The organism is Candidatus Nitrotoga sp. AM1P (assembly GCF_013168275.1).
In the GTDB taxonomy this organism is placed as follows: domain Bacteria; phylum Pseudomonadota; class Gammaproteobacteria; order Burkholderiales; family Gallionellaceae; genus Nitrotoga.
Genome location: NZ_AP019547.1, coordinates 1,488,946 through 1,514,806, shown reverse-complemented (window position 1 = coordinate 1,514,806; position 25,861 = coordinate 1,488,946). Strand labels below are relative to the sequence as shown.

The 25,861-nt window shown below is 51.4% G+C and carries 17 protein-coding genes, 1 pseudogene and 1 riboswitch; of the genes and pseudogenes, 6 read left to right on the top strand and 12 right to left on the bottom strand.

All coding sequences use genetic code 11. The features are described 5' to 3' along the window. Positions 1-20: 20 nt before the first annotated feature. The 10 genes from W01_RS06740 to ahcY all read right to left on the bottom strand — a co-directional run bounded on the left by W01_RS06740 (position 21) and on the right by ahcY (position 11,859). Positions 21-2,339: an EAL domain-containing response regulator gene (locus tag W01_RS06740; protein ID WP_173053205.1), complete on the bottom strand. Its 2,319-nt coding sequence runs from the start codon at positions 2,337-2,339 to the stop codon at positions 21-23. Beyond that, positions 2,336-2,755: a response regulator gene (locus W01_RS06735; RefSeq protein WP_173053203.1), complete on the bottom strand. Its 420-nt coding sequence runs from the start codon at positions 2,753-2,755 to the stop codon at positions 2,336-2,338. Before W01_RS06735 ends, W01_RS06740 begins: the two co-directional genes overlap by 4 nt. Position 2,756: 1 nt before the next feature. Continuing rightward, on the bottom strand, positions 2,757-5,588 hold the full coding sequence (locus tag W01_RS06730; RefSeq protein ID WP_173053201.1) for a Tar ligand binding domain-containing protein: 2,832 nt from the start codon (positions 5,586-5,588) through the stop codon (positions 2,757-2,759). A gap of 240 nt (positions 5,589-5,828) precedes the next feature. Next, the gene (locus W01_RS06725) at positions 5,829-7,115 is read right to left on the bottom strand and encodes a dihydroorotase (RefSeq protein ID WP_173053199.1); all 1,287 of its coding nucleotides are present in this window, start codon (positions 7,113-7,115) and stop codon (positions 5,829-5,831) included. Further along, complete coding sequence (locus W01_RS06720) at positions 7,112-8,068, bottom strand: aspartate carbamoyltransferase catalytic subunit (protein WP_173053197.1); 957 nt, start codon at positions 8,066-8,068, stop codon at positions 7,112-7,114. Before W01_RS06720 ends, W01_RS06725 begins: the two co-directional genes overlap by 4 nt. Then, entirely contained in the window at positions 8,065-8,550 is a 486-nt protein-coding gene (ruvX, locus tag W01_RS06715; RefSeq protein ID WP_242006902.1) for a Holliday junction resolvase RuvX, read from the bottom strand. Before ruvX ends, W01_RS06720 begins: the two co-directional genes overlap by 4 nt. Next, positions 8,516-9,076 carry a YqgE/AlgH family protein gene (locus tag W01_RS06710; protein ID WP_173053195.1) on the bottom strand — a complete coding sequence of 187 codons (561 nt, stop codon included), beginning with the start codon at positions 9,074-9,076 and terminating at the stop codon, positions 8,516-8,518. Before W01_RS06710 ends, ruvX begins: the two co-directional genes overlap by 35 nt. Positions 9,077-9,169: 93 nt before the next feature. Then, entirely contained in the window at positions 9,170-10,003 is an 834-nt protein-coding gene (gene metF / locus W01_RS06705) for a methylenetetrahydrofolate reductase [NAD(P)H] (RefSeq protein ID WP_173053194.1), read from the bottom strand. 21 nt (positions 10,004-10,024) lie between these two features. After that, positions 10,025-10,372 (bottom strand): phage holin family protein, encoded by a 348-nt coding sequence (locus tag W01_RS06700; protein WP_173053192.1) that lies wholly within the window; start codon positions 10,370-10,372, stop codon positions 10,025-10,027. A gap of 44 nt (positions 10,373-10,416) precedes the next feature. Next, a complete protein-coding gene (ahcY, locus tag W01_RS06695) occupies positions 10,417-11,859 on the bottom strand; it encodes an adenosylhomocysteinase (protein ID WP_173053190.1) in 1,443 nt (480 codons plus the stop codon). Between the two features lie 20 nt (positions 11,860-11,879). Beyond that, positions 11,880-11,965: riboswitch (S-adenosyl-L-homocysteine riboswitch) on the bottom strand. 468 nt (positions 11,966-12,433) lie between these two features. On the opposite strand from ahcY, the gene W01_RS06685 reads away from it, so the two are divergent. The 3 genes and pseudogenes from W01_RS06685 (at position 12,434) to W01_RS14675 (ending at position 18,070) form a co-directional block, all read left to right on the top strand. Continuing rightward, positions 12,434-15,700 carry an ATP-binding protein gene (locus W01_RS06685; RefSeq protein ID WP_242007060.1) on the top strand — a complete coding sequence of 1,089 codons (3,267 nt, stop codon included), beginning with the start codon at positions 12,434-12,436 and terminating at the stop codon, positions 15,698-15,700. A 38-nt stretch (positions 15,701-15,738) separates the two neighbouring features. Next, positions 15,739-16,965: an EAL domain-containing response regulator gene (locus tag W01_RS06680; RefSeq protein ID WP_173053188.1), complete on the top strand. Its 1,227-nt coding sequence runs from the start codon at positions 15,739-15,741 to the stop codon at positions 16,963-16,965. Between the two features lie 110 nt (positions 16,966-17,075). Further along, positions 17,076-18,070: pseudogene (locus W01_RS14675) on the top strand (IS30 family transposase). Between the two features lie 278 nt (positions 18,071-18,348). Here W01_RS14675 and W01_RS06670 read toward each other — a convergent pair. Continuing rightward, positions 18,349-19,224 (bottom strand): transposase, encoded by an 876-nt coding sequence (locus W01_RS06670; protein WP_173053186.1) that lies wholly within the window; start codon positions 19,222-19,224, stop codon positions 18,349-18,351. Then, positions 19,199-19,423: a hypothetical protein gene (locus W01_RS06665; protein ID WP_173051650.1), complete on the bottom strand. Its 225-nt coding sequence runs from the start codon at positions 19,421-19,423 to the stop codon at positions 19,199-19,201. The genes W01_RS06670 and W01_RS06665 overlap by 26 nt, the downstream gene beginning before the upstream one ends. Before the next feature lie 552 nt (positions 19,424-19,975). Between W01_RS06665 and W01_RS06660 the strand changes: the two genes are divergently transcribed. The 3 genes from W01_RS06660 to W01_RS06650 all read left to right on the top strand — a co-directional run bounded on the left by W01_RS06660 (position 19,976) and on the right by W01_RS06650 (position 25,850). Next, positions 19,976-23,485 (top strand): molybdopterin-dependent oxidoreductase, encoded by a 3,510-nt coding sequence (locus tag W01_RS06660; RefSeq protein WP_173053184.1) that lies wholly within the window; start codon positions 19,976-19,978, stop codon positions 23,483-23,485. A gap of 78 nt (positions 23,486-23,563) precedes the next feature. Next, complete coding sequence (locus tag W01_RS06655; RefSeq protein ID WP_173053182.1) at positions 23,564-24,721, top strand: 4Fe-4S dicluster domain-containing protein; 1,158 nt, start codon at positions 23,564-23,566, stop codon at positions 24,719-24,721. A 7-nt stretch (positions 24,722-24,728) separates the two neighbouring features. Further along, positions 24,729-25,850, top strand: coding sequence for an ethylbenzene dehydrogenase-related protein (locus W01_RS06650; protein WP_173053180.1), 1,122 nt, complete (start codon positions 24,729-24,731; stop codon positions 25,848-25,850). The last annotated feature ends 11 nt before the right edge of the window (positions 25,851-25,861 follow it).

Sequence of the window (25,861 nt, the reverse complement as noted above, 5' to 3'; positions counted from 1 at the left end):
ATTGCGCCAGCTCAAAGTAATCACGGTTTTGTCATAGACATGCAGCATCTCTCCCTGAGCAGAATTTCGAATTCCTCGGCTGGGATCGGCATACTGAAAAAGTAGCCCTGCATTTCGTCACAATGATGCAAACTCAGGAAGGATTTTTGCCCATCGGTTTCGACCCCTTCGGCGATTACTTTGAGTCCCAGATCATGCGCCATGGAAATGATGATCTTGGCGATTATCGCGTCATCCCGGTTGGTGGTGATATCACGCACGAATGACTGGTCTATTTTAAGAAAGCTTATTGGAAAATGTTTGAGGTAATTCAGGCTTGAATAGCCGATGCCGAAATCGTCAATCGCGAGTTTCACCCCGATCGCCTGGAATTGAGAGAGTGTAGCTATGGCCGCTTCTACATTCTGCATGACCATGCTCTCGGTCAGTTCCAGCTCAAGATAGGAGGGATCCAGTTCAGTTTCTTTCAAAATACGGGTAACTATTTCAACCAGATCCTGCTGTTTGAACTGACGTGCCGAAAGATTGACGGCGATGCTTACTGGCTGTAGTCCGGCAAGCTGCCATGCCTTATTTTGTTCGCAGGCGGTGCGCAACACCCATTCTCCGAGCGGCACTATCAGACCAGATTCTTCCGCCACTGGGATGAACTTGATCGGGTAAAGTAAGCCTTGGACGGGATGTTGCCAGCGTACCAAAGCCTCCATGCCGGTAATTTCGCCGCTAATTAGATCAACGCGTGGCTGATAATGGAGCAGAAACTCCTGGCGATTAATTGCTTGTCTCAGGTCGTTTTCCAGCGTTAGCCGTTCTAGTGCCTTGGCGTTCATTTCGGCGGTGCAGAACTGGGCGTTGTTGCGGCCTTTGTTCTTGGCCAGGTACAAAGCGCCATCGGCACTCTGAAGCAGGGCCTTGGCATCCTCGCCGTCTTTGGGGTAGAGCGCGATGCCGATACTGCATGTGACGAGTAGTTCGTGGCCTTCAATAGTGAGCGGCTTAGCCATAAGCTTGAGGATTTTCTGCGATACCATCCAGGCATCGTCTTCCGATGTCATGCTGTCCAGAATTACCACGAACTCATCCCCGCCCAGCCGCGCCACAGTATCGCCCTCTCGCATACAGACGGAAAACATGGCGGCAACCTGTTTCAGTAACATATCGCCGGCATGATGGCCGAGGCTGTCGTTTACGTTCTTGAAATTATCCAGGTCAATGAACAAAACTCCCAGCCTATCCATGTGACGATGTGCGTTGGTCAGTGCCTGAACGAGCCGATCATGGAACAGGGTGCGACTGGGAAGTCCAGTCAGGACATCGTTATAGGCCAAGTAATTGAGCTTCTCTTCCTTTTTGATATATTCCAGTGCATATGAAATATTTGCGGTCAGCTCGGTGAGCAGTTTTATTTCTTCCATATCGAAGAAATTTGGCTCTGAAGCATAGAGGACGAATAAGCCAACCGGCTGATTATCTTCCATCAGGGGGAATATGCCCATGGAACGGTAGCTACGCTGCCTTGCATCTATATGCCAGTACGCAAGCTTGGGGTCGGAATCAATGTCGTTGCAGACAACGGGGGTTTTTTCCTGTAGCGCCCGCATTGCTAGTACTAAAGTATCCGCCTCATTGTTCCTGATGGCCTGGGTGATTTTGTCAAGATATCCTTCATTAAAACCCGACCAAGCCAAGGGTGACAGACCTGTCCCTTGGGAGTCCACCGATCCTATCCAGGCCATCCTGAAATGGCCGTGCTCCACCGCGATACGGCAAGCTTCAGTATATAACTCTTGCCGGTTTCGAATACGAACAATGGCCGCATTGATGCCGCTCAAGATTGCATAGAGGCGATTGAGTCGAATGATTTGAGTCTCGGCGCGTTTGCGTTCCGTGATCTCCTCGTTTCGCCCGCGTACAGCCTGCTCGAGGAGCTGGTTATGCTCGGCGAGAAAGTCGCTGTATTCTTTTAAGCGTAACAGATTGCGCACGCGCACCCACAACTCGGCACGATCTATCGGCTTAGTAAGAAAGTCTTCTGCCCCGGCGTTCAGCCCGGTCAGCTTGGAATCGCGGTCGTCCAATGCGGACAGCATAATAATGGGAAGGTTGCGAGTGGCAGGATTGGCCTTGAGCTTGGTCGCCACGTCGTAGCCATCCATGCCCGGCATCATGACATCGAGCAGAATTAAGTCTGGGGGTTGCTCTGCCACCATTGCCAACGCTTCCTCTCCGCTGTTAGCAGTAACGGTAAGGTAGCCTTCCGGCTTAAGTAAAACTTCCAGCAAGCTCCTGTTTTTGGGCTCATCATCCACAATCAGGATTGTTGCTATAGGGGAAGTCATTGGGGACTTTCTTCTTGATTCGGCTCCATTGAAGAGTATAACGAACAATCACGCTTCGCCAATTGTGCCTTGATCTCTGCCAACAATTCCTGATAGCGCAACGGTTTGGCGATATATCCGTCACAACCGGCGCTACGGCAACGTTCTTCATCCCCTTTCATTGCCAAGGCGGTAAGTGCGATGACCGGAATGGTGTGCGTGGCAGGATTCTGCTTGAGCAGTGCGGTAGCGACCAGGCCGTCCATGCAAGGCAGCTGGATATCCATCAGGATTAAGTCGGGTTGCTCAGTTTGCGCTAATGCCAAGCCAGCTTCCGCATCCATGGCGCTAAGCACGCTGTAACCTGCCTTTTGCAAGAGAAGTACTGCCAGTTTCATATTCGCGGGGTTATCCTCCACTACCAGTATTTTGGCCATGTCAGTCTTCCTGCCGGCGAATCATCAGTGCACACCGTACCTCGTTGAGGAAGTGGCCTTGGCTTAATACGGTTTTGTTCATGATTTTTGTTACCTGAGGATCAAGCGCGGCACGGTCTTCGGCAGTGAGTTGTTTGGAGGTAACGATCAGAATCGGGATACGCGCAGTGTCAGGGTTGTTTTTAAGTGCCAGCACCACGTCAAAACCATTCACTTCCGGCATCAGCAGGTCAAGCACGATCAGGTCAGGCAACAAACGGTATGCCGCCTCAATCGCCTCACGCCCACCATAGGCCTTAATTACCTTGTAGCTTGTATCTCGCAGATGAATGGCAATGACTTCCACTGCCTTGGGATCGTCATCCACTATCAATATTGTCAGCGGCTGTTCGGGTTGTACTGACGTGTGCAGGCCAAGATCGGTCAGCGTATCATACAAATCCGCACGGCTGATTGGCTTCTGTAGTACGGCCGAGGCACCAAGAGATAGGCCCATGCTACGGTCTGCCATAGTTGAAATAATCACTACCGGAATACGGGCCAGAGCAGGAATTTGTTTGATGCGAGTGAGAAATTCCCAACCAATCATGTTGGGCAACAAAATGTCCAACGTGATTAATGCCAGTGGCTGTTGCAAGGCGAGGCTGAATGCAGTCTCAGCGCTAACGGCACGTAAGGTTTTGATATTTAACAATTCCAGTTGGATACGGATTAACTCGGCCGCCCGGTCGTCATCTTCCACCACCAAGGCGAACCGCTCTCCTGAATGGCGGAGCGCCATTAATGGTGATGGGAGAGCCGAATCGGCTGGTTCTTCGGTCAGTGCGGCAACTGCTTCTTCGGTCATCCACAACGGCAGCCACACAGTGAAGCAGGTGCCTTGGCCCTCGGCGCTTTCCACCGCCACCGTGCCGCCGTGTAGTTCAACGAGACTCTTTACTATCGCCAAGCCTAATCCCGTTCCTTCGAATTTGCGTGCCAGACTGCTATCAATCTGATTGAAGGGTTTGAATAGCCGCCCAAAATTTTCATTAGCGATGCCGATGCCGCTGTCGGTAACGCTGATTTCGATAAAATCCGTAATCTTGTTGTTACTCCAAGGGAAGCTCAGTCCTGCCCATTGACTGGTTAGCTGACCGACTTGGGCGCGCGACACGCGGCGGGCACGCATGGTTACATCACCGCCTGTGGGAGTAAACTTGACCGCATTAGATAGCAGGTTATAAACGATTTGCTTGACCTTGCGTACGTCTGCCTGGATATCGCCCAGCCCATCGGCGATATCCAAATTGAGATGGATGTGCTGGGCAGCAGCTTTCTCCCTGACCATAGACAGACTATTGGAGAATAGTGAAGGCAGATCGATCGGTTCCAGGTGGAGGATCATCTTGCCAGCTTCCACTTTTGATAAATCCAGAATGTCGTTAATGAGAGCCAGCTGATGCTGGCCGCTCTCTAAGATGTCACTTATATAGCCACGTTGCTCATCAGTCAGATCGCCCATCAGGCCATCCTTGAGCACTTCAGAAAAACCGATAATGGCGTTAAGCGGTGTTCTGAGTTCGTGCGACATAGTAGAGAAAAATTCTGATTTCATCCGGCTAGCCGCTTCCAACTCAACATTTCTTTGTTGCACCTGCTCATGCTTTTTCTGCTCTGCCTCTGCTTGTTTGCTGGCGGTCAAATCTCTTGTCACCACAATATGAAGCTGCCCCATATTGAAGCGGATTTCACGCGTTTTGAATTCCATCGGAAAATTTGTGCCGTTTTGGCGCACGCCTACCATTTCCCTACTTACTCCAGGAGCGGTGGGTTTGTTCAATTGCTGATGTCGTTCAAGAGAACCATTATGCTGATCTCGGCTTGACCCCCGCGTCAGCAGGCTGGCATTTTTACCAATAATCTCGTTCCCTTTGTAGCCAAAAATCTGTTCCGCGGCCGGGTTGAAAATTTCGATCATACCGCCTTCGTTAATTGCAATGATGCCTTCATCCACGTTGTCCAGCACTGCACGGGTACGCGCTTCGCTGTCACGTATTTGGCCGATGACCTTCACCAGGTTATCGTGTATTTCTTTCAGGGCTTTCATCAACTGGCCAATTTCATTTGTTGAGCGGACTTCGATTTGCTGCGTCAAATTGCCTGCAGCAACACCCCGGGCAATTCTCACTACGTCCTCCAGCGGCCGGGAAATGGCGCGGACCAGCATAAAGCCAATCCATATAGCCAACCCCAGGCCAATGATTGCCGTAGCGATAATAATGTTGCGAATAATATCGTAGCGGCTCTGTACTTCTTCATATTCCTGCTTAGTCACACTCAATTGCAGCTTGCCAAGCGTCTTGATTCCTTGCCCAACTGGTTGATAGAGGGGGCGGATATTTTCTACGAGGATTCGACTCGCTTTCTTTACTTCGTTTGCCCGCAAAGCGGCAGCTGCTGGATTCAAACCCTGGGTAACGAATTTTTTACGGTCATCGGCAAATTTGGTTGCCAGTATCTTTTCTTCGGGCATTAGATAGGTGGCCATGTAGGCGTCCCATATCCTGTCGATTTCCGTTTCATTCTTTTCGAACTTTGCAACATTAATGCTAATTTCTTCGGGCGTCGACGCCACCAGACTAGCCGTTATGGCAATGCGGTTTTGCAATATTAACGATTCAATGTCCGTCAACTGATCGAGCGCAATGATGCGGTCCTCATAAACGGTTTTCAGACTGTCTCTCGCCTTGCTCATTCCAAACAGGGAGATCGATTCAATTCCTAACAGGGTGATTGCAATGAAAAAAAAAGTAACGATCAAACGCGATTTAATGGTCAAATTTTTAATCATATTTTTTCAAGGACAATGGTGTATGCAGCGATGAGGTATCTGTGATAGGTTTTAACACACAGTTTGTCAATATCAATCAATTTGTTACACAGCCGTCTGAGCGAAATGTAGAACACTAATGATTCAAATATATAGCACTGTGAAATTTTTTCACGCCTTGCTTTGGGCGAACTTTAGCTATTTAGAAAAGACCATTACTGAATGGCTAACCTAAATCTACAGATTGCCGCACAATCAAGGCTATTGACTAGCCTTTGATTGGTAAACAAGTTGACCATCAACCAAGGTATAGCGCACGCGACCCTGCAACTCCATACCGAAAAATGGCGTGTTTTTACCTTGGCTTTTCAATGCTGCAGGTTCAATCTTCCAGTATATTTCAGGATCGAACACGCACACATCGGCAGCGGCTCCGACAGACAGATGTCCAGCGTCCAGACCTAATATACGCGCCGGTTGTAGCGTGATCTTGGCGAGACCATCGGCGAGCGCACGACGGCCCTGTTTCGCCCACTTGAGCACCAGCGGTAGCAGCAATTCCAGTCCGGTAGCGCCTGCTTCTGCCTCGGCGAAAGGCAGTTGCTTGGCATCCTCGTCCACGGGTGTGTGATCGGAACAAATTGCGTCTATTGATCCGTCGAGCAAACCGGCATGCAGAGCATCGCGATCGCGTTGACTGCGCAATGGTGGCACCAAATAGCAGTTGGCATCAAAGAAACCGATATCCATTTCGGACAGGTGCACATGGTTGGCAGACACATCGCAGGTAAGCGTCAACCCCTGTTGTTTGGCGGCACGTACCAGTGCCACTCCTTCTGCACTGGAGATGCGACAGATGTGCAGCCGCACGCCGGTCTCACGCGCTAGTTGCAATATGGTGGACAGCGCAATGGTCTCTGCACACACCGGAATGGCGGGTAAGCCCAGACGCGTCGCCACTTCGCCATCGTGTGCCACACCGTCGCGTGCAAGAAAGCTGTCCTGCGGGCGCAGCCAAACACTGAAATCAAAGGTGGCGGCATATTGCATGGCGCGCATCAGCACACGCGTGTCAGTAAGCGCAGCATCGGCTTGACTGAAGGCGATACAACCGGCATCGGCCAGCTCAGCCATCTCGGTAAGTTCCGCACCTTTCAGCCTATAGGTCAGCGCGCCCACCGGATAAACACGCGCTTTATTTAATTCACGAGCGCGATACTTGAGCATCTCTACCAGACCCGGTTCATCCAGTGGTGGATCGGTATCCGGCGGGCATGCCAGTGTCGTGATGCCGCCGGCTACGGCTGCTTCCATCTCGGATTCAAGCGTGGCCTTGTATTCGTAACCCGGTTCGCGCAGACGTGCGGCAAGATCGATCAAGCCGGGGGCAACCACAAGACCTGTCGCATCAATCACTTGTTGCGCCACAAAACCTGCTGGCGCGCTGCCCACAGCAGCCACTTTACCCGCTACGATAAATAAATCGCAGAGGCCATCAATCTGATTTTTAGGATCAATTAAATGCCCATTGATAATCTGGATATTCATTGCCCCACTCCCGCCAAGGTGCTCATTACCGCCATGCGTACCGCAATACCAAAAGTGACTTGTGGCAAGATCACTGATTGTGTTCCATCCGCAACGCTGGAATCGATCTCCACACCACGATTCATCGGCCCCGGGTGCATCACGATGGCATCTGTTTTGGCTAGTATCAATTTTTCCTGGGTGAGACCATAGTATTTGAAATATTCTTGTGCGCTGGGCAACACCGCATCCTGCATGCGTTCGTTCTGCAGGCGTAACATCATCACCACATCCACATCACGCAAGCCTTGCGTCATGTCGTGATACACCTGTACCCCGAGTTTATCGACGCAGCTTGGTAATAATGTCTTGGGGGCGATGACGCGAACTTCCGGCACACCCAAGGTGGTCAGCGCATGAATTTGCGAACGCGCCACGCGCGAATGCAATATATCGCCGACGATAGCCACCCGCAGGTTATGAAACTCTTGCTTGTAATGACGAATGGTGAACATGTCGAGCAGCGCTTGTGTTGGGTGCGCATGGCGCCCGTCACCGGCATTAATAACATGGATTTCCGGCGCAACGTGTTTGGCGATGAGGTGAGCTGCGCCACTCGCAGAGTGACGCACTACAAACATGTCAGCGTGCATGGCGCATAAATTATCGACCGTATCAAGCAAAGTTTCACCTTTACTGGCGGAGGAAGAGCCAATGTTCAAGTTGACTACATCGGCCGAAAGACGCTTGGCAGCAATCTCGAAAGTAGTACGGGTGCGGGTGCTATTCTCAAAAAAAATGTTGAATATTGATTTGCCGTGCAGTAATGGTAGTTTTTTAATGTCGCGACCTTCAGCCAGATTCATGAAGGAAGCCGCTCTGTCTAAAATACCGCGCAGAATAGGTGCGGGCAATCCCTCAGTAGAGAGCAAGTGTTGCAGTTCGCCATGTTTATTAAGTTGTGGATTATTCATGGAATTTGTTCTATTGCGGGCTCATCAAAGTAGGCTTGCAGAATTTGTTGCGCCGCGACTTGGTCGAGCAGCGGTTTTTGTTTGATACCCCGTACACCCATTTCAGTCAGCTGCGAACTTGCAGCAGTGGAAGTATATCGTTCGTCCACCAAAATGGTAGGCAAATTAAAGCGCCCCTTGAGGCGCTGAGCGAAACGACGACATAAGCGGGTCAGTTCGTGTGGCGTGCCATCATCATGACTGGGTAACCCCACTACTAGTGCAGATGGCTCCCATTCACGGATAAGCTCACCGATGGCAGCAAAGCGCTGCCCATTATGTTCGCCATGCAAGGTTATTAATGGTCGTGCGGTGCAGGAAATTGAATTGCCCACCGCCACGCCGATGCGTTTAGTGCCAAAATCAAATCCCAGCAAAATACCGGATACCGTGATAACTACGCCCTCGTCAGGCATGTCCCGCATACTCTGAGAGTGATGCATAATCTACTCCCAGTAGCGCCATTGCAGCAAGTAAGCGTTCCTCTGAAGGTAACTCGAATAAAATGTGTTCGGAAGCTGGGACAGTAAGCCAGGCGTTTTGTGTTAATTCATGCTCTAATTGCCCCTGTGCCCAGCCGGAATAGCCCAAGGTCAGCAGCATGTTTTTGGGTTCTAATCCTGCACCTACCGCTAGCAGAATATCCTTGGAGGTTGTCAGGCCAAGATTGTCGTTTATGGCCAAAGTAGATTGCCATTGACCCACCGGTTTATGTAATACAAACCCCCGATCAGTCTGCACCGGCCCGCCAAAATACACCGGCATGCTACTTGATTCAAACTCACCCATCGGAATTTTAGTTTGTTCGAACAACTCGCTAAGTGTGAGATTGGTCGGGCGGTTCACTATAATGCCCAATGCACCTTGTTCATTGTGTTCACAAATGTAAACAAGTGTCTTGGCAAAAGAAGAGTCTGCCATGGCTGGCATGGCAATGAGAAAATGATGTCTGAAATCAAGTTGCAGCATGGCTATTATTGTAATCCATAAAGCAGGTTCTTAAGTCAAGAGAATGATTGTGTGCCGAGCAAAAAAATAAGATAGCCAATTACCACATGGCCGTCAAAGTCCCAGGCGTTTCCATATTTCCAACGAAGGAGCAGATTGGTTGAGCGTATAAAAATGGAGGCCAGGCGCACCACCGGCGAGCAGACGTTCGCATAGTTGTGTGACAACGTCAAGACCGAATGCCTGTACAGATTCGGTGTCATCGCCATAGCTTTCCAATATTTTTCGTATCGAGCGTGGAATTTCTGCGCCGCATGCATCGGAGAAGCGCGCTAACTGCGAAAATTTCATAATGGGCATTATGCCGGGCACAATGGGAAGGGTGACGCCCGCTTTGCGGCACTCTTCAACAAAACGGAAGTAGCCGTCGGCACTATAGAAATATTGGGTGATGGCGGAATTTGCTCCGGCCATTACTTTGCGCTTAAAGTTTAACAGATCATCGCGCGGTGATTTCGCTTGCGGATGGAATTCTGGATAGGCTGCTACCTCGATATGGAAGTATTCGCCAGTCTCGACGCGAATGAACGATACCAACTCATTGGCATAATGGAATTCGCCAGAAGTGGCCATCCCGGAGGGCAAGTCACCACGCAGTGCTATGATGCGCTTGATCCCCATATTTTTGTAGGTGTGCAAAATTGCGCGAATGTTCTCGCGTGTAGAGCCGACACAAGACAAATGAGGCGCGGCTTCATAGCCGTCGGCCTGGATTTGCTGTACCGTTTCCAAGGTGCGTTCACGCGTGGAGCCGCCCGCACCAAAGGTAACCGAGAAAAATGCGGGTTTGAGTAAGGCTAATTGCTTGCGTGCGGCGGCGAGTTTGTTTGCGCCTTCTTGTGTTTGTGGTGGAAAAAATTCAAAACTAAATGATCTAGAGTTTGTCATGATTGATAATTACCGCTCCTGCTATGAAACTTTTTGCCGCAGGAATAGTGATAGAACGAAGGAGAAAGCACTATATAACAAAGCACCGATCACACCTGCCCAAAAGCCATTGACTTCGAAACCTTTTAGCACCGAACCGGCAAACCAGAATAGCAAACCGTTTATTACCAGGATGAACAGGCCAAGCGATAAAACGGTGACTGGCAGGGTAAGCAGAATCAGTAAGGGCCGCAGAAGGGTATTAATGAGGCCTAGTACTAATGCAGCAATTAATGCGGAGATAAAACCATCCATATGAATACCTGGCAACAGGTAAGCAACCGCCAGCAGTGCTATTGCATTGAAAATCCAGATCAGGAGGAGTCGCATAGGTTGTCTTTGAGGTTGCTTTCGAGTGTGTAAAAGTTCACATTTTAGTAGCGATAATGATCCGATTTGTAAGGTCCTTCTTTAGGCACGCCGATGTAAGCGGCTTGTTGATCTGTCAGTGTACTCAGTTGTGCATTAAGCTTCTTCAATTGCAATACTGCTACTTTTTCATCCAGATGTTTGGGCAAGGTATACACGCCGACCGGATATTTGCCGGTGCCCTTTTCTGACTCGCTCCATAGTTCGATCTGGGCGATGGTCTGATTGGCAAATGAGGAGCTCATCACATAAGAAGGATGGCCCGTGCCACAACCTAGATTCACCAAGCGGCCTTCGGCCAGCAGAATGATGCGCTTGGCGGGTTGACCATCTACTGTGGGGAAAATGATGTGATCGACTTGTGGTTTGATGTTATCCCACGTGTAAGCCTTCAGCGAGGCAACGTCAATTTCGTTGTCGAAATGGCCAATATTACACACGATGGCCTGATTCTTCATGCTCTTCATATGCTCATGAGTGATCACATGGTAGTTACCGGTGCAGGTCACGAAAATATCGCCATGTTCAGCAGCGTAATCCATGGTAACCACACGATAGCCTTCCATGGCAGCTTGCAGCGCGCAAATCGGATCAATTTCCGTTACCCAAACTTGGGCCGACAGGGCGCGCATTGCTTGTGCCGAGCCTTTTCCTACATCTCCGTAACCGGCAATAACGGCAATTTTCCCCGCAATCATTACATCGGTTGCACGTTTAATGCCATCCACCAGTGATTCTCGGCAACCGTACAGGTTGTCAAACTTGGATTTGGTAACTGAATCGTTGACGTTGATACCAGGGAATTTCAGCTCGCCGCGCGCATGCATCTGGTACAGACGATGCACGCCGGTTGTAGTTTCTTCCGTCACCCCTTTAATTGCCGCCAAACGTTTGGAATACCAGCCAGGCTGCGTAGCAAGGCGCTGTTTGATTGCGGCATACAGGAAAGTTTCTTCTTCTGAAGTGGGCTTGCTGATAAGCGACGCATCTATTTCGGCACGCGCACCCAGATGCAATAATAAGGTCGCATCACCACCATCGTCCAGAATCATGTTGGCGTGATTGTCGTTAGGCCATTCGAAGATGCGATGGGTATATTCCCAATACTCTTCAAGTGATTCGCCTTTGATTGCAAATACCGGTGTACCGCCTACGGCTATAGCTGATGCCGCATGATCCTGGGTGGAGTATATATTGCAGGAAGCCCAGCGTACCTCTGCTCCTAAGGCTTTCAAGGTTTCAATCAGTACGGCTGTCTGGATGGTCATATGCAGCGAACCGGCAATGCGTGAACCGCGCAACGGTTGTGCATCTGCATATTCTTCGCGAATCGCCATCAAGCCCGGCATTTCAGTTTCGGCAATAGCAATTTCCTTGCGTCCCCAAGGAGCAAGATTGATGTCGGCAATTTTGTAGTCGGTAAATCCAGCGTTGGTAACGGCGTTCATATTTTCTCTCCATTCAAGTTAATGAATGAGCGCCGTTGCTACAGATATACCCCAGTGTTCCAAGCCTGGCCTCGTCTGATGCAAGGTCGCAGCGCCCCTCGGAACCGGAAAAATTGTTTCGATGCCAATGATACTGACAATTTTAACACAATCACAGCGACGATTTACAACCCGAGAAATCGAACTTTTGTCAAACCTCGCCTGTTGATAAACGAGTTTAACAAATAAATCTGATTTTTCTGTGTGCCATTTTTGCAATGACTGGACATGGATCACGCCGTGCCTTGACTACCCGCCAAAAAAGCAGGAGATGATCTCCACCATCAGTGTGATTGCATCGGTGGATATGAATCTGGAGAAGGAATTCATGGGTCGTGGCTTGTTTCCGTCTGATGAGGCATTATTGAAACTCTTTTATCAGGTGCTACGAAAGGTTAGTACAAAAAACATTGGTACAAAATGGACGATGTCTACGCGGACTGGAAAGTTGTGCTTGATCGCTTGATTATCCAGCTTTAGGAACGGATGCCGCTGCATTAACAAATTCTGTTTATATAAAATTCAGGACACACTTATGCGATCAGCAAACTTATCAGTAATTTCAACCGATTTGCGTCAACGATTGAAAAGACTTTGGGCCGCGTGCCTGCTCCCGCTCTATAAGCACACTATTCTGGTACTGAGTCTTATCTTTTGTAGCGGTACGTTACTTGCTTTGTGGTATTTATCTCACGCCACGACCACCCTGGTGCAATCCGCCGCACTGCAGGGCATTACGTTACATGCAGAATCCCTAATGGAACTGCGCAACTTATACACTTCTGAAGTTGTGGATCGTGTGAATGGCCACAATATTGAAGTGATCCACGATTACCTGGATAAACCAGGAGCGATACCCTTACCTGCCACCTTCAGTATGGAACTTGGCAGAAGGATTAGTTTGCGCGGTTCTGGCATGGTGGTGCGTTTATATAGCAATTATCCCTTCCCCTGGCGCAAGGATGGCGGTGCGCGTGATGATTTTGAGCAACAGGCTTTGGCTGCGTTGCAGGCGAATCCACAACAGCCCTACTATCGTTTTGAAGATTTTCAGGGACGCGCATCGCTACGTTACGCGACGGCGGATGTCATGCACGCGGAATGTATAAGCTGCCACAATGCACGTCCAGACAGCCCTAAGCATGACTGGAAAGTAGGGGATGTGCGCGGTGTGCTAGAGATTGTTCGACCATTAGACCGTGTAGTGGCGCAAAGTCGAGCCGATCTGCGCGACGTCTTTATTCTCTTTGGCACACTGCTGGCGCTGGGGTTGGGGGGGCTTGCATTGGTAATCACGCGCTTACGACGTGTGTCAGTGGAATTGGAGCATCAAGTGGCGCAGCGTACTGCCGATCTGGAGCAGGCCAATGTAGCCATGACGATCAAGGAAGAGGAAATTCGCTCTGTGGTTGAGCATTTGGTGGATTGCGTCATTACCATCGACGAAAAAGGCATCATCCGTTCTGCCAACCCGGTCGTGGAAAAGCTCTTCGGTTATACCCGCGATGAAGTAATCGGACAAAATGTTTCTATGCTTATGCCAGAGCCTCACCGTAGCGGCCACGACGGTTATATGGAGAGGTATTACCAAACCGGGCAGGCACACATTATTGGTATTGGACGTGAACTCGAAGGCCTGCACAAGAATGGCGAACGCATTGCGTTATATCTTGCTGTTAGTGAATATTTTGTTGGGGAAAAACGTTATTTCACAGGCATTTTGCGCGACGTCCGTGAACGTGTACGCATCATGAAAGACTTGGAGCAGGCCCGGTCTGAGGCCGAACAGGCCAATCAGGCCAAATCGGCTTTTCTTGCGGCTATGAGTCACGAAATCCGCACTCCTATGAACGGTGTGATTGGCATGGCCGACGTGCTACAGCAAACCAGTCTCAATGGCTATCAAATGGAGATGGTCAATCTCATCCGAGAATCGGCTTTTGCTTTGCTGGATATCATCGAGGACATTCTCGATTTCTCCAAGATAGAAGCCGGCAAGTTGGAGGTCGAGCGCGTGCCTACGCATGTGGCGGACGTGGTTGTGAAGGCTTGCGATATGTTGGAGCACCTGGCCGTAAAGAAAGGCGTGGAGCTTACTCTGTTCATCGATCCGGCAATTCCCGAAGAGGTTTTGAGTGATGCTCTGCGTCTGCGTCAAGTGCTGGTCAATCTCGCCAATAACGCCATCAAGTTTTCCAGCGGACAACAACAGCAACCAGGTCGGGTATCGGTGCGCGCATTGTTGGCCAAGCCTGGCCCCGATCAAGTGACGGTGGAGTTTCAGATAACCGACAACGGCATCGGCATGGATGAGGAGACCCAGTCCCGGCTCTTTACCTCCTTTACCCAGGGCGACGCTTCCACCACCCGGCGCTTTGGCGGCACCGGACTGGGGTTGGCCATCTCACGCCATCTGGTGGAGTTGATGGGTGGGGAGATCGTGGTACAGAGCGCGCCGGGCAAGGGCTCTACCTTTACCGTGCGGTTACCGCTTGCGCTGCCGCCGATCAAGTCCGCCGTTGGTAGCAAAACTGTTGACCTGACTGGGCTTTCCTGTCTGGTGCTAGGCGACGAAAACGGATTGGGCGACGACTTGGCCGTCTATCTGAGAGATAGCGGTGCGATCGTTGAGCGGGTGCCGGATCTGACCGCCGCTCGCAAACGGATCAATACGCTGCCGTCCGGCTTGTGGTTGCTCATTATTGACGCAGGGCACGATGTACCACCGATCGAGGAATTGCGTGCTGCCTGCCGCGCTCGATCTGACTTGGATCTACATTTCGTGGTGGTCGAGCATGGGCATCATCAGCCTGATATCGACCCCCGTTTTGTCGTCATTCGGCGCGGGCACCGTCGTCGGGGACGCGTCGAAACGATGGATCTTGTTACACTGGATGGCGATGTTATGCATCCCCAATCCTTTCTCCGGGCAGTGGCCATCGCCGCAGGGCGGGTGCATGAGGAAGACGAAGTGCCGCTTCCCGGCAAGATCGAGACAACGATCACCCCACCGTCGCGCGCGATGGCTTTGCAGCAGGGCAGGTTGATTTTGGTAGCTGAAGACAATGAAATCAACCAGAAAGTGATCCGGCAACAGCTCGCGCTGCTCGGATATGCCGCAGATATCGCCAGCGACGGTCGCGAAGCACTGAAACGCTGGGAGAGCGGTGACTATGCGTTGCTGCTCACCGATTTGCATATGCCGGAAATGGACGGCTATCAATTGACTGTGGCCATCCGCGTCGCCGAGGCCAATAAAGCTGACAAGCGGCGCATCCCGGTCATCGCCCTGACCGCCAACGCTCTTAAAGGCGAGGCCGAGCATTGCCGTACCGTCGGCATGGACGATTATTTGAGCAAGCCGGTTCAACTTACTGATTTGAAATCTATGTTGGAGCAGTGGTTGTTGACCGTTGACTCCAGTCCGAACCTAACAGTCACGCCTGCGATGCCCTTCACACCCGCCATGGCGGCAGAGCCGGTGGATGTGAGTGTTCTGGAAGGATTGGTAGGGAACGATCCGGCTGTGATCAGCGAATTTTTGCGAGATTTTCGCTCCAGTTCAGCCAGAATAGCGGTAGAGTTGCGAATCGCTTTTCAGCTGGGACAGGCGGCGGCAGTCAGCGCGGCAGCCCATAAGCTCAAATCATCAGCTCGGTCGGTCGGCGCGCTAATGCTGGGCGAACTGTGTGCCGAAATGGAACAGGCGGGGAAGGTGGGCGACACCGAAGCATTGGCGGTGTTGTTGCCTCGCTTCGAGGCGGAAATGGTTATTGTGGACGAATATCTTGGTTCTTTATAAACATAATTCCGTGCCGGGAAAAAATTAGGGAGAAGGTGATGATTGAAAGAAGCATGGTAAAAATTTTGGTGCTCGACGACGAGTCATTCATGCTCAAACTGTTGGCCCGCATGCTGACAAACCAGGGGTTTACATCGGTTACGCTCTGCGAGAGTGGGCGAGCCGCCCTGGATCGAGTAGATGGCGTTGATACCCGGCCGAACCTGATCCTGCTGGATCTTAATATGCCGGAAATGGACGGAATCGAATTTGTTCGTCATTTGGTTGAACGGAACTATACCGGCAGCCTCATCTTGATCAGCGGTGAAGATGAACGGATGTTGCAGACTGTCGAGAAACTGGTGCAAGCTCATAAAATTACAGTGCTTGGACATATACATAAACCGGTCAAACCGGAGGCATTGTCCGCATTGTTGGAAAAGTGGGCACCTTCTTCACTGGATAGCCCTCGGGTGGCGCAGAAAGTTTACAGCGCGGACGAGGTGCGTGCTGCCATCAACAACGGCGAGCTGGTCAATTACTACCAACCTAAGGTGATGGTTGCCACCGGTAGAGTGGCGGGCGTGGAGACCTTGGTGCGCTGGCGCCATCCCGTTCACGGGATAGTGCCACCCGATCAATTTATCGGCGTAGCTGAAGCGAACGGTCTGATTGACGGTCTGACCCGGGTGGTGCTCACCAGCGCGCTAGCCCAGGCCAAAATTTGGCAGGAAGCAGGGCTGGCGTTGCGGGTGGCCGTCAATGTATCTATGGACAGCCTGACGTCCCTGGATTTTTTGGATTTTGTTACCGGGCTTACCGCTAAGATAGGTATACCGCCGCAGGAGATAGTATTGGAAGTGACAGAAAGCCAGTTAATGAGGGATGCGCGGATTCCGCTTGAAATCCTGACCCGGCTGCGCTTGAAGCGTTTTCGCCTTTCAATCGACGATTTCGGCACCGGACACTCTTCCTTGGCCCAGTTACGCGACATTCCCTTCGATGAACTCAAGATCGACCAAGGCTTCGTGCACCGCGCCTGGACCGTTGAGACGTTACGGGCGATGTACGATGCCAGCCTGGCTTTGGCAAGGCAATTGGGCATGGAAGTCGTGGCTGAAGGAGTCGAAGACCGAGATGATTGGGATCTCCTTCTTCGTACGGGATGCGATCTCGCTCAAGGGGCTTTCATATCCCGGCCCATGCTGGCAGCGGATTTGCCCGGCTGGATGGAGGGCTGGCAGAAGCGGGTGCGCAACGGGTTCACTAATGACATCAGTGGATGAAAATCAAGTGCGGCGGATTCAACACTGAAGTGCAACTTTTGTAAGTGAATTTAAGTGGCGAGCTGCGTTAATATCGGAGCCACTTAAATGACCAAGTAAAAGGAGCACAGATGAAGAAATACAAGCAGCGCACCAGCGGGCAACGATATCAGATTTACGAATTGAAACAAGCGGGTTTGAATCAAACTCGGATTGCCCAAAAGATGGGCGTGGACAAGTCGACGATTTCACGGGAGTTCAGGCGAAACAAAGGTCAACGCGGCTGGCGACCAAAGCAGGCGCAATCGTTACGTGATGAGCGCAAGCAAGCCTGTACGAATGGCAAGTGCTTCTCATGGGATGAATGGGTGGAAGTCGAGAGGTTGATCCGGGATGACCTCAGCCCAGAACAAGCCGCCAATCGGCTTGAGCTGGAGGGCGAACTGCAGATCAGCCATGAGGCGATCTACCGGCATGTCTACGCAGACAAACGTGATGGAGGTGACCTGTGCCGGCATTTGCGAAGCCAGAAACCACGCCGCAAGCGATATGCAAGTGGGCAAGAGCGGCGAGGCATGATCAAGAACCGTGTCAGCATTGATGAACATCCGGAAATCGTTGACCAAAAGACGCGCATGGAGATTGGGAAGGTGATACCGTCATCGGCAAGAACCACAAAGGTGGACTGGTTACCCTGGCTGAAAGGAAGTCGCGCTATGTGTTGGCGGGGCACCTACGCAGCAAACATGCCGAGGGTGTAACGGCCATGACAACGAGTTTGCTGAGTCCCCATAAAGACCAATGCCACGCCATTACATTCGATAACGGCAAAGAGTTTGCGGGACATGAACGCATCGCAGCAGAACTACAGACTGCGATCTATTTCGCGCACCCCTGCCGTTCCTGGGAGCGAGGTCTGAACGAGAACAGTAATGGGTTATTGCGGCAGTACTTCCCCAAGGGCATGGCGTTGACTGACGTTACCGAGGAGCAAGTGCAGCGAGCGGTAGAACGACTCAACCACCGGCCACGCAAAGTGCTGGGTTTCAGATCACCGCATGAAGTACTATTTGGGGTAGAGGTGCGCTACACCAAGCTAGCATTACCTGTTGCACTTCGAACTTGAATCCGCCTGCATTAAAAAATGTTGGATTACTATTATTATAGTGTTACCTCTATAGCATCATGTTTTCTCCGTGATATAGATATTTTATCGATATGCTCGAATTTGTCGAATAGATACTATGCAGCCACGGTGGTGGGTCCAAATCATGAATCAATCTACGCATCATCACAGCATATTTGAAGGTATCAATAATAGGCATAGCTAGACGCGCCAACTGCTACCGTAATACTGGGGGATCATATCGACAGGTTTTATGCTTAATTAACCCAGATTGTCCATTAGAGATTCTGCGGGACAGTGTTATCGTCATGCCAGGCATTACCTGCATTAGTCCAGAGTCCCTCAAACCAAGCTCTTCGTTGTCGACTCACCGCCAAGTTTAGTTGTCGCTTGTCTGAGTTTTTGTGCCAGAACGCCCCTACTGCAAATACCTTGTGATGCAAGGTGGCAAGGGTATGTTGTACCGAGCCTCGTAACACAGCTTGCCGAAACAAACTCATCACAGCGTATTGTCGCACCACTATGATACGGCGCGGCGCACTCCAGCCTTGAGCCTGATTCAGTTCACCGATCTCCAGTCCACGCTCAACGCTCCACCAAGTGACCCGCTCGGCAATGGCACGTTGTAGTCCATGCGTGAGCTTGGCGCTTATAATGTAGTCGATGTGGCGACCTTGCAGGAAGGTGAGAATGGCATCATCGTAAAACCCGCTGTCAGCACGTAATAGTCCAACGATCTTGCTTTCCAGGTGGGGGAGAGTTGATTCCAAAAATTGCAGCGTATTGTTGGCGCTACTGCTGTTACTTGGACGTAACCAGAAGTTAGTCACCATGCGGCATTCGGCTACAAATGCGAGCAGTGGGTGGTGCGATAACCGCCCCGGTTTGGCAGCGTTGTAACCCTTGGCGCCGCCTTCTGGAGTGCCATAGCGCGTTATCACGGTGGAATCCATATCCAGCGTAATTCGATCGAATCGGATGTGGTCAAATATCCAACGATAAATTTGGGCTTGCACGTTCTCGTTACGTGCCATGTCAAATTTGGCGAACAATCGCACAATGGACTTGTGGCCCGCTACATGTTTCCACTCAAACAGACGCGTTAGGGTCTTGTCGAAACGGGTGATTTCAGCATGGAAAACGATTGGCACCACACCAGATGCTGACAATAAACTGTTCCACAATCTGGATCGGTGGATAGCCACGGTTTGAGCCAGGCTGTGGCAAACCCCAGCTTCGAGCAGCCGTACGAAAACCAATTACATTGAGCACGCGCTTAAGAAGCGCTAATCCACCCCATGCACTCACCTCTCGATTGCTGAAGCGCATCTCAAAGTCAGAGTCGGTCGCCATCTATCACCTCATTTATCGATTCTTATGTCATTTAATCAATTGACTAGCCGCATCGTCGTTTTCTATTGGTATCCATTAGAAAAAGTATGCAAAGTTAGATCACCCGCGCTTTGAAACATAGCTGATTTCGCGCTAATGGACAATCTGGGATTAAACGGAAAAATGAAATTCGACTACCCGCGCTATTTCTACAGAGAGCCATTTTTATATTGAATTCTTTACAAAGGTCAATGAGGTGTGCATCTATATGTACGAATCTTGGGAGTGAATCAAGCCTGTCAAAAAAATAGCAGAAACTTGATCTATATCAAATCGACTTTAATTTATCCGCGTAGATTCGCGATCATTCACTACCCGATTTTTGCTTCCATAAAAATCCGTATATTCAGGGTGTGACTGACTGTGGTATGTACTGAAAAATTAGTTTTTGCGGCATGAAATATTGTTGTTTTTTTGTTTCAAGTTAGAGTAGTGAATGAAAATTACTCGGATTGATGCCTTAACATAAAACCGAGAAAATAATTTAATTTAAATTAACATAGGGGTGACTAAATGATGGAAATCAAGAACAACATAGGCAGGCGCAGCTTTCTGAAGCTGTCTGCCACCGCCGGACTCGCTGTAATGGCCAATAACGCCTTTGCAGCTTCACCGTTTCTGAAGCCGTATGTCGTTGACAACCCTCTGAAGTCCTACCCGAATAGAGACTGGGAGAAGGTTTACCGGGACATGTTCCATGTTGACAGCGAATTTATATTTCTGTGTGCGCCGAATGACACGCACAACTGCCTGCTCAAGGCCCACGTAAAGAATGACGTCGTCATCCGCATCTCGCCGTCGTACGGCTACGGAGATGCCGAAGATATGGATGGAAACCGTTCCAGTCACCGGTGGGAGCCGCGGATCTGTAACAAGGGCATGGTCATGAACAGAAAGGCCTATTCTGACAGGCGGCCCAAGGGCGCGATGGTCAGAACCGGCTTCAAGGCTTGGGCAGAAGCGGGCTATCCGCGGACGGGCGCAAACGGCTTCCCCGATCAAAAGTATCTGCAACGCGGCAAAGAGCCCTTCATCAAGCTGCCCTGGACCGAGGCGTACGCGTTGGCCGCTGGCGCATTGGAGAACATCGCGCGGACCTATTCCGGCGACAAAGGCGCTGCATTGCTGACGCGTCAAGGCTATGACCCGGAGATGATTGCGTCGATGCACGGCTGCGGCTGTAAGACCATGAAATTCCGTGCGGGGATGGCCGCCCTGGGCGTGTTACGAATCTATTCGCTGAAGCGGTTTTCGCAAGGATTGGCACTGCTGGACGCCTATGTCAGAAATATTGGGCCGGACGAAGCGAGCGGCGCCAAAGTATTGGACAGCTACTCCTGGCATACCGATCTGGCGCCCGGATGTCCTATGGTGACTGGCCATCAGATGTTGGATTACGAGTTCATGGTTTATGAGCACGCCAAGCTGATTGTATTCTGGGGAAACAACTTCGTCTGTACCAAGATGCCTGACCTTCATTGGGTCAGCGAGTCACGGCTCAAGGGCTGCCATATCGTCGACATCTCCATCGACTACCACGCGACCGCGAACAAGGCGGATGACGTCATTATTATTCGGCCCGGTACGGATCCGGCGCTGGGTCTGGGTGTGTGCCATCTGCTCATCAAGAATAATCAGTACGACGAGAATTATCTGAGAGCCAATACGGACATGCCGCTGTTGATCAGAACGGATAACTGGAAAAACCTGAAGGCCTCGGACATTTTTCCGGACTACAAGCTGGCCGAACTGACGCACCATCTCAAGGTGATGAAGCCGGGTGAAAATCCGACGCAACCGGTGGCTTTCCAATCCACGGCCTTTGTTTCAGAAGAAGTCCGCAAGTTCTGGGGCGACAATGTAGTATGGGATAGAAAGACCAACAAAGCCGTGCCGCTGACGCGGGATGAATGCGGCGCGCGCTATGCGGCGAAGGGCGTTGACTCCGCGTTGACCGGCGATTATGAAGTGACCCTGGTCGACGGCAAGAAGATCAAGGTGACGACTGTGTTCCAGTTGCACAAAGAATACCTGGAGGAATACACGGCCGAGAACACCTCGATCATGACCGGCGCTCCGATGGAAGCCATTGTTGACCTGGCCAACCTGTTCCACAAGCACAGAGGGCAAGGCATCATCAGTACGGGTGCGGGTACCAATCACTACTTCAATTCGACCCTGAAGGATCGTGGCTTCATGCTGTTATCGGCCCTGAGCGATAACGTTGGCCATATTGGCGGATGTACGTTTGGTAACTACGTGGGTAACTACAGACAGTCCGTCTTTGGCGGGTTTGGTCAGTACCTTCTGGAAGATCCGTTCAATCCTGAGCTGGATGGCCGTAAGATGGTCACCAAATTGGCGCACTATACCGATGACGAATCGGCCCACTACTACAACTATGGCGATCGGCCTTTACGGAACGGAACCCGGTTGCTGACGGATCCCGGCCATATGCCGGCACCGACCAAGGTGTTGTGGCAAGCGAACTCCAACTCCTCACTGGGCAATGCCAAAGGTCACTACGACATGGTCGTCAATACCCTGCCGAGATGGGAAGCGATCTTCTACAGTGACTGGAACTGGACGGCATCGTGCGAATATTCCGACATCGTCTGGGGTGTGGACTCCTGGTTGGAAAACAAGCATACCGACATGGCCTGCTCCTGCTCCAACCCGTTCCTGACCGTTTCCCCGATCACCCCGTTGAGACGGTTCCAGGATACCGTAGGCGATGCTGAAGTGCCTGCTGGCATCTTCAGAGCCTTTACCGCGCTGACCGGTGATCAACGGTTTGCCGACTACTTCAAGTTTGTGGGCACCAACCCGGCCGGCAATCCGGCAGACCGGGATTCCGAAGTTTATGGCCAACGGGTTCTCAACGCCGGCTCTGCCACCCGCGGGATGGTTTTTGCTGAAATCCGCGAAAAAGCCAAGCGCGGCGTTCCGACCATCTTCATGGCCAGAACCTATCCGAGAATCAGCGGCTGGGAACAAACGGCTGAAGGCGGCGGCTTGCCCTGGTACACCAAGAGCGGTCGGTTGGAATTCTACATGGATGACCCGCGGTTGATTGATGGCGGCGAGAATCTTACCGTGTATCGTACCCCGATTGATTCAAGCCACTACGAGCCGAACGTCATCGTCGGTAACAGCCGTGCGTTTGCATTGATGGAAACCCCTGAAATGCGCGGTCTGGAAAGAATGGGCAACAGCCTCAAGATTGCCGAGAACCGGCAAGGTCGAAATGTCATCCTGACGACCAAAGAGCTGATGGCGACCACCCATCCGCTGCGGCCGCACGGGTATGAGTTCTGCTTCAATTCACCGAAGTACCGGCACGGCGCGCACACCACTCCGATTGATACGGACTTGATGACCCTGTGGTGGGGACCGTTTGGCGACATCTACCGTCATGACAAGCGTCAACCGTCCGTGGGTGAAGGATTCGTGGACGTCAACCCGCTCGACGCCAAGCGCTTTGGTATCGATGAAGGCGACTACATCTGGGTGGATGCGGATCCTGGCGACCGTCCTTACAAAGGCTGGAAAGAAGGCACCCCGGAGTATGCGCTGGCCCGGTTCATGGTCAGATGCAGATACTTCCCCGGTATGTCGCAAGGTTCCATGCGGATGTACTACAACGCCTATGCTGCCACGTATGGCAGTATGGAAGGTGCGCGGACCCGGGCGGATGGATTGGCGAAGAGCCCGCGGACCAACTATCAGGCCATGTTCCGCTCCGGAAACCACCAAAGCTGCACCCGCGCGTGGATTAACCCGACTAACACGACGGACACCGTGGCCAACAAGAAGGTCTTCGGGCAGGAAATCATTATCGGGATGCAGAATGACGTCCACTGCGCCAATGGTTCTCCCAAGGAATCGTATGTGAAGATCGAGCTGGCTGAAAAGGGCGGTGTCAACGGCGGTGTTTGGCATATTGCCGCTAAAGGCTACCGGCCGACCTACGAGAGCCTTCAGATGAGGACCTATCTCCAGGGCGGGTTTATCAGCCGCTAATGACGGTGTGCAGCCGCCGCCCTGAAGCGGGGCGGCGTTCTTGAAATTGTGAAATAATTTTGTAAATGGAGATCTACAATGGCAAAAGTTAGAAATTGGCAGCTGGGCAGGGAAATGGATTACCCCTACGAAGAAAACAGGCCAGGTCGGCAAGTATCGATGCTGTTCGACCTGAATAAATGTATCGCCTGTCAGTCGTGTACCATGGCGTGCAAAACGACCTGGACGGCCGGTAAAGGCCAGGAAACCATCTTCTGGAATAACGTGGAATCGAAGCCTTATGGATTCTATCCGCTGGCCTGGGATGTGAAGGTTCTGGCCCTGCTGGGAGAACAGGCGCAACCGTGGTCGGGTAACAAGTACAACGGCACGACGATCTTTGAAGACCTGGGCATGAACCAGCGGATCAAGGGCTATCTGCCGGATGAAATGGACTATGCGCATCCGAACCTGGGTGAAGATGAGTGTCTTAAGATCCTGGATGGCGAAGGGGACTATATCAAGGGCCCGACGCATAAGAACTGGGGTTTTTTCTTCCCGCGGATATGTAACCACTGTACCTTCCCTGGCTGCCTGGCGGCGTGCCCGAGAAAGGCGATCTACAAGCGTCAGGAAGACGGGATCGTGTTGATTGATGCGTCCCGCTGCCGCGGATACAGAGAATGTGTTGCAGCCTGCCCGTACAAGAAGTCGTTTTACAACGACACCACCCGGACCGGTGAAAAGTGCATCTCGTGCTATCCGAAAGTAGAAGCGGGATTGATGACGCAATGCGTGACGCAATGCATCGGAAAGATCCGTCTGTTTGGCTTCAAGTCAGCCGATTACGATAAGATCAACAGCAAGCAAGTGCGGGAAAACAACCCGATCGACTTCCTGGTGCACGTGCGGAAGATTGCACTGCCGATCTATCCACAGTTTGGTACTGAGCCGAACAACATGTACCTGCCGCCTGTTCATGTTAACCCTGATTTCCTGTCCCAGGTATTTGGCCCCGGCGTTGAGAACTCCATCAAGCAATACCGGAATGCTGGCAAGGACAAGGAGCTTCTGGCCGCGTTGTTACTCTTTGGAACGACTGAACGGATCTGCGACACGTTCAAGCTTGAGGGTAATGAGACGGTTGGTTATGATCCACAAGGCAAAGAAATTATCCGGGTTCCGTTGACTGAGCCTGTCTACATCAGGCAGGTCAAGAACTTGAAGACCGGCGCATTTCTTACCAATAACTCATAAGGGGCGGATGATGAAAAAACTATTAATAGCTGCGTCACTCTTGATGATTCCGGTTGCGACTCCCGCCTTTGGGAGTGCTGCTGCGCACGGGCCGGCACAAGATTTGGCGATTCCAATTATTGCGGTTGATAACCCTGGCCAGTATGGGGGTCACGCGTTCCATGGTTCCTTCAAAAGGCTCCCACCCGTCCGTCTGGATGGGGGGGAAACGTATAACGAGGGCGTCATCAAGTCCAAGGCAGTCAAGGGAGAAATCCCGATGGACCCGCTGAACCGGACCTGGCATCAGGAAGATCCAGTCAGGGAAACGTCTTATAATCAGTACAATCAAAGCTGGGAGCAAGCCCCGGCCACGATCTGGAGTGATGCTTCGGCCACTGAAGTTCCCATGGGGCCGCAGAACATCGTGATGCCGGGTTTAGTCGTGGCGTCCGTGCCCTTGGTGAAGATCAAGTCTATCCATAATGACAAGGATATTGCCTTCTTGTTGACGTGGTATGACGCAACCAAGTCTGAAACGGAAGTCATGGAAGACAAGTTCTCTGATGCGATCGCCATTATGTTCCCGGTGAATGCAGGATCGGAGCCCTCCTTCATGATGGGTGACGAAGAGAATCCGGTTCACATTGTTTACTGGAAGGCCGCCTGGGAAAGGGATATCGAGTTTGGATATCAAGACGTCAGGGATGCTTACCCCAATTACAACTATGATATGTATCCGGAAGTGATCCCGGCAATTGGTCAAACAATTGACACCCCTATCAGACGTTATAATGAAGGTCAGCGGCAATATCTGGCGGCCTTCAAGCTCAGAAACCTCAGCAGAGTTGACCCTGAGCGGTTAACACCGGTGGAAGAGCTCAATGCGGTTGGCTACGGAACACTGACCCGGCAGGCTCAGAATAATGCAACCGCCAATGGCGTCAGACGGTTTGGCTACTGGTCGGTTGTCATCAAACGTCCGTTAAACTCCGGTGATGCTCAGGATGCCGTGCTGAAGCCTGGCTCCAAAACCATGATGGCGATTGCTGCCTGGGATGGCAAAAATCACAATAATGGCGCTGGCGGCAACAGGGGACCACGCAAGAACTATTCAAACGGAGGCTGGATACCGCTTGAAATTGAATAGTCGTAATTGAT

Excerpts from the sequence above, each read along its gene's own strand:
- W01_RS06740 (WP_173053205.1), bottom strand. The coding sequence starts at position 2,339 with ATGACTTCCCCTATAGCAACAATCCTGATTGTGGATGATGAGCCCAAA.
- W01_RS06735 (WP_173053203.1), bottom strand. The coding sequence starts at position 2,755 with ATGGCCAAAATACTGGTAGTGGAGGATAACCCCGCGAATATGAAACTG.
- W01_RS06730 (WP_173053201.1), bottom strand. The coding sequence starts at position 5,588 with ATGATTAAAAATTTGACCATTAAATCGCGTTTGATCGTTACTTTTTTT.
- W01_RS06725 (WP_173053199.1), bottom strand. The coding sequence starts at position 7,115 with ATGAATATCCAGATTATCAATGGGCATTTAATTGATCCTAAAAATCAG.
- W01_RS06720 (WP_173053197.1), bottom strand. The coding sequence starts at position 8,068 with ATGAATAATCCACAACTTAATAAACATGGCGAACTGCAACACTTGCTC.
- ruvX (WP_242006902.1), bottom strand. The coding sequence starts at position 8,550 with ATGCATCACTCTCAGAGTATGCGGGACATGCCTGACGAGGGCGTAGTT.
- W01_RS06710 (WP_173053195.1), bottom strand. The coding sequence starts at position 9,076 with ATGCTGCAACTTGATTTCAGACATCATTTTCTCATTGCCATGCCAGCC.
- metF (WP_173053194.1), bottom strand. The coding sequence starts at position 10,003 with ATGACAAACTCTAGATCATTTAGTTTTGAATTTTTTCCACCACAAACA.
- W01_RS06700 (WP_173053192.1), bottom strand. The coding sequence starts at position 10,372 with ATGCGACTCCTCCTGATCTGGATTTTCAATGCAATAGCACTGCTGGCG.
- ahcY (WP_173053190.1), bottom strand. The coding sequence starts at position 11,859 with ATGAACGCCGTTACCAACGCTGGATTTACCGACTACAAAATTGCCGAC.
- W01_RS06685 (WP_242007060.1), top strand. The coding sequence starts at position 12,434 with ATGCGATCAGCAAACTTATCAGTAATTTCAACCGATTTGCGTCAACGA.
- W01_RS06680 (WP_173053188.1), top strand. The coding sequence starts at position 15,739 with ATGATTGAAAGAAGCATGGTAAAAATTTTGGTGCTCGACGACGAGTCA.
- W01_RS06665 (WP_173051650.1), bottom strand. The coding sequence starts at position 19,423 with ATGGCGACCGACTCTGACTTTGAGATGCGCTTCAGCAATCGAGAGGTG.
- W01_RS06660 (WP_173053184.1), top strand. The coding sequence starts at position 19,976 with ATGATGGAAATCAAGAACAACATAGGCAGGCGCAGCTTTCTGAAGCTG.
- W01_RS06655 (WP_173053182.1), top strand. The coding sequence starts at position 23,564 with ATGGCAAAAGTTAGAAATTGGCAGCTGGGCAGGGAAATGGATTACCCC.
- W01_RS06650 (WP_173053180.1), top strand. The coding sequence starts at position 24,729 with ATGATGAAAAAACTATTAATAGCTGCGTCACTCTTGATGATTCCGGTT.